The organism is Succinimonas sp. (assembly GCF_045225735.1).
Taxonomy (GTDB): domain Bacteria; phylum Pseudomonadota; class Gammaproteobacteria; order Enterobacterales; family Succinivibrionaceae; genus Succinimonas.
Window position 1 is genome coordinate 1 of record NZ_JBGVBR010000066.1, and the last position, 7,286, is coordinate 7,286.

The following is a 7,286-nucleotide window of genomic DNA, read 5'->3' on the forward strand; positions in this document are numbered from 1 at the left end:
TGGCGGCAGGGTTAAAGAAGAGTCCCGAAAAACAAGGAAGCGGGCTCTGGAAAACATGAGCCGGCAAAAACTGCTGACCCAGGACAAGGGAAAGGGGAAATGAAAAATGATAAAGGGGAACCGGCAAAGAAAAACCGGGCGAAAAAATAAAGAGGCGAAGAAACAGAGACAAGGACAGAAAAAAGGGAATAACGCGGATCTGGCGGACAGGATGAGATTTGAACTCATGAACGCTTGCGCGTTGCCGGATTTCGAATCCGGTGCATTCGGCCACTCTGCCACCTGTCCACGGGAGCCCATTATATCCGTTTTCCCTGCGGGCGCAAGCAGAATCTTAGGATGCGGCCCCGGCTTCTCCATGCTGTCCCGGGCTCTCACTGTTCTGAACCCCGGCCCCGCTGGGCTCCGGCAATCTTTTTCAGCAGTTTCCCAATGCTTTAGCCGGGCTTGTTTTCGGATTGTTTTTGCCGGGATTTCCGGATTATAATTAAGGCGTAAGACGGTTTTCCGGCAGAGTTCAGGAGTTTAATATGATGCATTTCAAGAAGGTCTCACCGGCTCTGGCGGCTTTTCTCTTCCTTTGGGGCAGCATGTCCCTGGCCGCTCCGCCTCCCGCCGCGGCGGGGGCTGCCGGCGAAGAACTCCCGGAGGGCTGGACTCTGGGACACCGGTTCTTCAGCGAAATGCAGAAGCATAATGCCGTGATGTATACCAATGCTTCCAAGGAAGTCAATGTGGGGTACACCGAGCTTTATTCTCTGGAGTACGGATCCGTGGAGGGAGCCATGGTCAGCGCGGCGGAGGTTTATTCCTGCAAAAGAGGCAAGAAGGTCTGGGGAGCGGAAACCCTTACCTGCGACAATGATTTCACCCTGTACTTCTTTGAAAGAAACGACCGGGTGGTAATGCTTACCAGCGATTTCACCACCGCTCAGCAGGAGAAGGAGGTCAGGGCCTTTATCGGGCACATGTACTTTGGTTCCTTTATTCAGAGCCCCAAAAAAAGCCCTCGCTGAGGAGGGCCTTAAGCTTTAATCCGGAATGTGCAGTTAGGAGAGCGGCTTAAGCTTCTTTGCGGCAAAGGCCAGAGCGGTATCCACCACCTCCTGAATGGAGAGCTCGGTGGAATCCAGAAGCAGGGCGTCCGGAGCCGGCTTCAGCGGCGCCGCGGCGCGGTTGCGATCCCGGTTGTCCCGTTCCCGGATCTCCGCCAGAATCTTGTCATAATCAGCGGCTTTTCCCTGGGATTCCAGCTGCTTCACTCTTCTTCTGGCCCGTTCCTCCGGGCTGGCATCCAAAAAGATCTTCACCGGAGCATCCGGAAACACCACGGTGCCCATGTCTCTTCCGTCAGCCACGAGACCGGGGGCGGTTCTGCAGGCCTTCTGGCGATCCAGGAGGGCGGCCCGCACTCCCGGGAGAGCGGCGATCTTGGAGGCGGCTCCTCCGGTTTCCTCGTTTCTGATGCCCCGGGAGACATCCTCGCCGTCCAGCATGACGGCCACGCCGCTGTCCCGGGGTTCAAAGGACAGCCGGAGCTCCCCGGCCAGCTTTACCAAAGAAGGCTCATCCGCGAGGCTGACCTGATGCTTAAGCGCCGCATAGGCCAGCACCCGGTAAATGGCGCCGGAATCCAGAATGGTAAAACCGTACATTTTGCTGAGACGGAGACAGAGCTCTCCCTTGCCGGCGCCGCCGGGGCCGTCCACTGTGATAACCGGAATATCTGCGCTCATACCTGATAAATCCTTAATGAGTTAGATCCATGAAAAGCTCCCTGAGAAGATTCCTGAAGAGCTTCATGGAAAAGAAGTTTTTCTGAAGGGAACCTCATTATACCGTCACCCGGGCCTTCGGTAAGCAAAAACCGCTGGCGGGTTTGCGGAGCGGAGCTCCGGAAACCCGGAAATCCTGCTGTCCGGCTCCCGCAGAACCGAAACCCAAAGGGACGCGCCAAAAGGGGCTCCGGGCGCCGGCGGGACTGAAAAATACCGGAAAAGCCGGAAAAACGGTTAAAAAACAGCCAAAATCCCGCCCGGAGGCGGTTTGGGGCCCGTTTCCCCCGGGGAAAAACCGGAAAATTACGAATAAAACGTGCTTTTTGTTTACAAAGGTGATTTTTTCATTATAATAACAGCCATCGATGCGGACAGGTGGCAGAGCGGTTTAATGCACCGGTCTTGAAAACCGGCGACGGTTTATCCCGTCCCTGAGTTCGAATCTCAGCCTGTCCGCCACGTCATTGTTTTTGTTTTCCTTTTTTAGTCTTTCCCCGTCTTCCTTAAGTATCTTTCCTGTTCGTAATCTCTTTTGTTCTTTCTTCTTCGTTGTCCCCAATAGTCTGCTTTGTAACGCTGTTTTTGTGATCTCTGCCCGCGGTTTTTTTTAAGATCGCGAGAAATAAGGCATTTTTTTGATTATGTTTTAAGCAAAATTTTACAGTACGGATTGTGTATTAACTATACGTATTTGGCAGGCACAGGCGATAACATGCCGGTTTTCCGGAGGGCCGCGGCCTGAGGATCAAGTCCTTTATCCAGATAACGTAGCTCAAAGTGGTGCTGTCCGAAGCTCCTCCGGCTGATCCCGGATTTCCGGAGCGCTTCTGACAGATTGGGGAAATATAAAGATGCAGGCCAGAGAAGATCTCGCTATCAAACCCCCGGCTGTTTCCAAAAAGCCGGAATCGTCAAATACCATAGGCTCCCGGGACGGAGCCCCTCTGGATGCGGATAACGTCCGGCTGGCCGAGCGCATTCGCCTGATCATGGATGCCGTCTCCGCAGGTCTCATTGACCGGGATTACGTGGTGAAGCTGGCCGTGCTGGCCGTGCTGGCCGGACAGAACATTTTTTTGTACGGGCCTCCGGGCACCGCCAAGAGCATGCTTTCCCGCCGGCTGGCCGCCATTGTCCGGGACGGCAGATATTTTGAGCACCTTATGCACCGCTTCTGCACCCCGGAGGAGATCTTCGGCCCGGTGTCCCTGTCCGAGCTCAAGAAGGACAATTACGAAAGAAAAACCGCCGGCTATCTTCCGGAGGCCGACTTTGCCTTCCTGGACGAGATCTGGAAGTCCAGTCCCGCCGTGCTTAACACTCTTCTTACCATCATTAATGAGCATTCCTTTCATAACGGCAGCAAGGTGCTGACCGTGCCCTTGCGCTCTCTCGCCGTGGCCTCCAATGAGATCCCGGACGCGGAATCCGGCATGGAGGCTCTCTACGATCGCTTCCCGGTGCGCATTCCGGTGTTCCCGGTAAAGGGGGAGGACGCCTTCAGGCATCTTCTGGAGCAGCGGGGTGCCGGAAGCTCTGAGGACTTTCAGGGGATCTCCCGGGAGGAGTATGAGGACTGGCTCCGGCAAATCCGCAGGGTTCCTCTTTCTGACAACGTGATTGCCGTGCTCTCCCTGATCCGGGAGGAGGTGCTGAAGGTTTCCGGCACCGCGCTTTCCGTAGCCGATCATGATCTCGGGGACGGTGAGGATCCGGGAGTGTCTCCGCATGAGCCGCGGTTTTCCTATGTGTCTGACCGGAGATGGATGCAGGCGGCGGAGCTTCTCCGGGCGGCGGCGTTCTTTAACGGCCACGAAAAGGTTTATGTAAGCTCTCTCCCGCTGGCCGTGAATGCTCTCTGGAATATCCCCGGGGAGATCACTGCCTTCCGTTCTCTGGTGTATGACAGCATCAGAGCCGTGGTGTCAAAAGATATCAGAAGCGGGAGCTCCGGACGCTTCCTGGACACCGGCCGGGAAATCGGCGAGCTCATGAGCCTCTATGCCGATCCGGACTCCTTCAAGAGCTCCGGCATTCAGGTGAAGCTCACTCCCGAAAGAGAGGTCTGGTTCCGCTTCCTCAAGGACACCGGACTCTGCTACCGGGCCCTGGACAGGATGTGGCACAATGAAGTCGTCATGGAGGACTTTTCATTAAAGAGCATCTGGGCTCCCGGCATCAGAAAGCAGGTCAAGAACCCCGCGGAAAACGGCCGCAGCGGCTTTGTGCCCATTGTGGGAGACGTGATCCGCATTATCGTTACCCGAGACATCAACGGCTATCTCGGCAGCATTGATCTTCCCGGCCTGGAGTGCTTCCGCTTCACGGTGCCGGGCATGCTGGGCAGCAACGGCGTTCTTACCGAAGACAATCACTTTACCTGCCAGGCCGGCGTGCTGCCGAAGCTCATGCAGATCTACCTTAAAAACTGTCTGGAGCCCGAGGTGGAGCTCTACGCCCGCATCAGCGGTCTCCCCCAGCATCCCAGCAGTCTGGACGGAAAGCTCATCGTCACGGTGCGGATAAACTTTGAGGGGATATTCGCCGAACGCTTCCTGAGGAAGGACATTCCCTTCTGCGACACCGACAAGATGACGGAAATCAAGCCGCTTTCCGTGGGCATTGACGGAAAATCCCTGTACGGGGAGTTTTTCCATCAGCAGGGCTTCCGGCTGTACTCCGCCCAAATGGAGAATCATGACAGCGTCATTGTGGCCATCGAGGACAAGACGCCGCTTCCGGCCCGGGGCGAGGTGTGCGAATACTGGAACCGCTTTATGGGACGGGGCTTTGAGCTCTGCGAGGTGAACTCCTACCGGCGCTGGTTCAAAAGCATGGTTAAGGAATTCAACCTGGCCGAAGCCCGGGAGATCTCCTGCCGCATCATGCCGGACGGGCGGGGCGGCTTAATTCTGACCCACCGCGGGCTCTGCTGCATATCCGATGAGCTTTCCCGCATTCACCATCATGAAGAGCTGGCCGACATGGTGAACTCGGTGGTGGCCATGCGGCTTCAGGGCATTGACGACAAGCGCTGCCTTCTCATGGTGTCCTCCCTGAAGGGCCTGGATATCACCGGAATCTGGCTTAATTACGAAGGACTGTTTTCCATGCGGCCCAGCGAGCGCCGTGATGAAAACTTTGCAAAGACTCCCGGCACGGCGGAGCTGGCCAAGAAGGATAACGGCGATTATCTGGTGGCTCTGGTGAACGCTGAAGGCGTTACGGAATCCGAAGCGGCGCTGAATGCCCAGACCTATGAAGTTCTTACCAAATTCAACGATGACATCAGCCGGCTCTCCGAGAAGATGTCCCTCAATCAGAATCTGGTGGATGCTGTTTCCCGGGATCTGGAAAAGCGGGAGGAGCTGGTTAACAGCGATATCTTCCTGTCCGAGGCTGACAAGTACGATCTCACCCGGCTTCTGGTGGAGGTTTATGAACCCTACTTCCAGGAGTGCTCGGTTTCCACCACCTATGAGACGCAGCTTAAGGAGCTTCTGACCCGTTATGAAAAGATCACCATCCCCAAGATCGACATGAAGCTTCGGGAGGAGGTCAGGAAGGAAGCCGAAAGGATCGCCGCCGAAAGAAAGGCTGCGGAGGAAAAGGCCCGGAAGCGGCAGGAAGAGGAAAAAGCCCGGGAAAAGGCCGCCGAGGAAGCCGCGAAGCTTCTGGAGAAGTCCCAGCCTTCCGGAAAGCCGGAGCTTTCTCAGGCGGATTTCTCCCTGGACAAGACCGGCCCGCAGGATAAACCCAGGACTGCCCCGGCCGGAGCAGCCCAGCCGGAGACTCCCGCCCCGCAAACGAGCACCGCTACCCAGCGGGTGGTGGCTGAGGTGGTGGCCGGAGCCGTATCCGGCGGCATCGCCGGCACTTTGGTTCGCGCGAGCTCGGAGGATAACAAATCAGATCTGAAGGCCTCAGCTCCCGCCGCCGGCGCTGCTCCCGCCCCGGCGGAAAAGCCGAAGCCCGAGCTCACTATCCCCCGTGATAATACCGAGCAGTACAAGGGGCCGGTGTTCGCTAAGACTATCCCGGGATCTCTTCCGGACAGCGCTGCCGGCAAGGCTCCGGAAACCGCGCCGGAAAAGATTTCCGAAAAGATTGCCGGCGGAGTTGGCAAGACCTTCCGCGCCGCGGAAGCCATAGCCTCTAAGAAGGCTCCCGAACAAAAGCCCGCGCCGGAAGCAGTGACAGCCCGTTCGGAAAAGCCCGTTCTCCATCAGGCCAAAAAGTCCTGGAGCTTTAAGAATCTCTTCGGCAAGGGGAGCAAGAACGGAGCACCGGCTCCCGAAGCCGCAGCTCCGGAGCCGCCTCCGGCCCCGGCTCCCGCTCCGGCAAAACCTCTTCCGGAAAACAGAACCCCGGATCGGGATCCCATGCGCATTGACGAGGCGGCCATCAGGGAACTGGAGGAGAGCGACGAATTCAAGTACCGCTTTGAGCCGACGCCCAAGGCCAAGGAGAGCGAGGTAAAGCCGGACGCGCCAGCCGCCCCGGGCTCCGCAAACGGGAACGTGAACGGGAAACCGGCCGCCGCCGCTCCGGCAGCTGCCCCGGCCCCGAATCCGGCTCCGCTTCAGGATGCCGGCGGTAAACCGGTAATAGGCGCGGCCCCCGGAGCCGCGGCCGCTGCTCCCGTGAAGCCGGTAATAGATGCCGGCCCCGCAGCTTCGGTTTCAGCGCCTCCGGCTGCTCCGGGAGCCGCTCCCGGATCGGCTCCGAGTCCATCTCCGGTCACCTCTGATGACGCCGGAAAGCCGGTGCTCTCCGGAGTTCCGGGAGGCGGCAATGCGGCCAAGCCCTCCATCAGCATGATCCCGGAGAATCCGGCGCCGGCCGCTCCGGAGCAGAAGCTGGATGCGGTCTCTCCGGCCGGTCTGGCCCGGGAATTGGACAGACTCCAGGGAACCCAGCCGGAAAAAATGCCGGAAAAGAAGCCGGATCCGGTGTCTCTTTCCGGAGCCTCCGCTCTCCCGGCAGGACTCATTAAAAAGCTTCAGGAAAAGAAAGCCCAGAAGGAGCAGGATGCTCCCGCTCCGGAGCCATTGAGAGAGATGCCGCTTTCGGGAGCGCCGGGATCTTTGGGATCTCCGGCTGCGACTGTTTCTGCGGCGATACCTGCTGCTCCGGCGATGGCTGTTTCTTCGACAGCGCATGCTGCTGCGGCGATGCCTACTTCTTCAGCCATGCCGGATCCCCGCGCGGATAATGCTCCGGTGCTGTCCGGATCCGCTCCGGCTCCGGAACCGGAAGTGTCCTCCGTGGTGCAGACCGACGTTGATTTTACCTGCGGCGTGGAGCTCTCCGGCCCCGAGGACATGAGCTACGAAGAACGGGCCCGCATGGAGAGATTCCAGAGAGCCCGGGAAGCCGCCAGCGAAGAATCCAAGCCGAAGCGCATTGATATCCGGGAGCTTCTGAAAAACCATCACAGTAATCTTCTGTAAGCCCGGGGCAGCCAGGGAAAGGAGCGAGCGCCATGGGTTTTGCAGGAGCGGGAGT

At 58.1% G+C, this 7,286-nt stretch carries 3 protein-coding genes and 2 tRNA genes; 3 read left to right on the plus strand and 2 right to left on the minus strand.

Features of this window, described 5'->3' with window-relative positions:
• Positions 1-200: 200 nt before the first annotated feature.
• A tRNA-Ser gene (locus ACJROR_RS02310) sits at positions 201-288 on the minus strand.
• A gap of 242 nt (positions 289-530) precedes the next feature.
• On the opposite strand from ACJROR_RS02310, the gene ACJROR_RS02315 reads away from it, so the two are divergent.
• Positions 531-1,016 (plus strand): hypothetical protein, encoded by a 486-nt coding sequence (locus tag ACJROR_RS02315; RefSeq protein ID WP_406041900.1) that lies wholly within the window; start codon positions 531-533, stop codon positions 1,014-1,016.
• A 33-nt stretch (positions 1,017-1,049) separates the two neighbouring features.
• Here ACJROR_RS02315 and cmk read toward each other — a convergent pair whose 3' ends face one another.
• Positions 1,050-1,736: a (d)CMP kinase gene (cmk, locus tag ACJROR_RS02320; RefSeq protein WP_406545688.1), complete on the minus strand. Its 687-nt coding sequence runs from the start codon at positions 1,734-1,736 to the stop codon at positions 1,050-1,052.
• A 411-nt stretch (positions 1,737-2,147) separates the two neighbouring features.
• Between cmk and ACJROR_RS02325 the strand changes: the two genes are divergently transcribed.
• Together ACJROR_RS02325 and ACJROR_RS02330 are read left to right on the plus strand one after the other, a co-directional pair.
• Positions 2,148-2,237 (plus strand) — tRNA-Ser (locus ACJROR_RS02325).
• A gap of 392 nt (positions 2,238-2,629) precedes the next feature.
• Entirely contained in the window at positions 2,630-7,231 is a 4,602-nt protein-coding gene (locus tag ACJROR_RS02330; RefSeq protein ID WP_406545689.1) for an AAA family ATPase, read from the plus strand.
• Positions 7,232-7,286 lie beyond the last annotated feature (55 nt).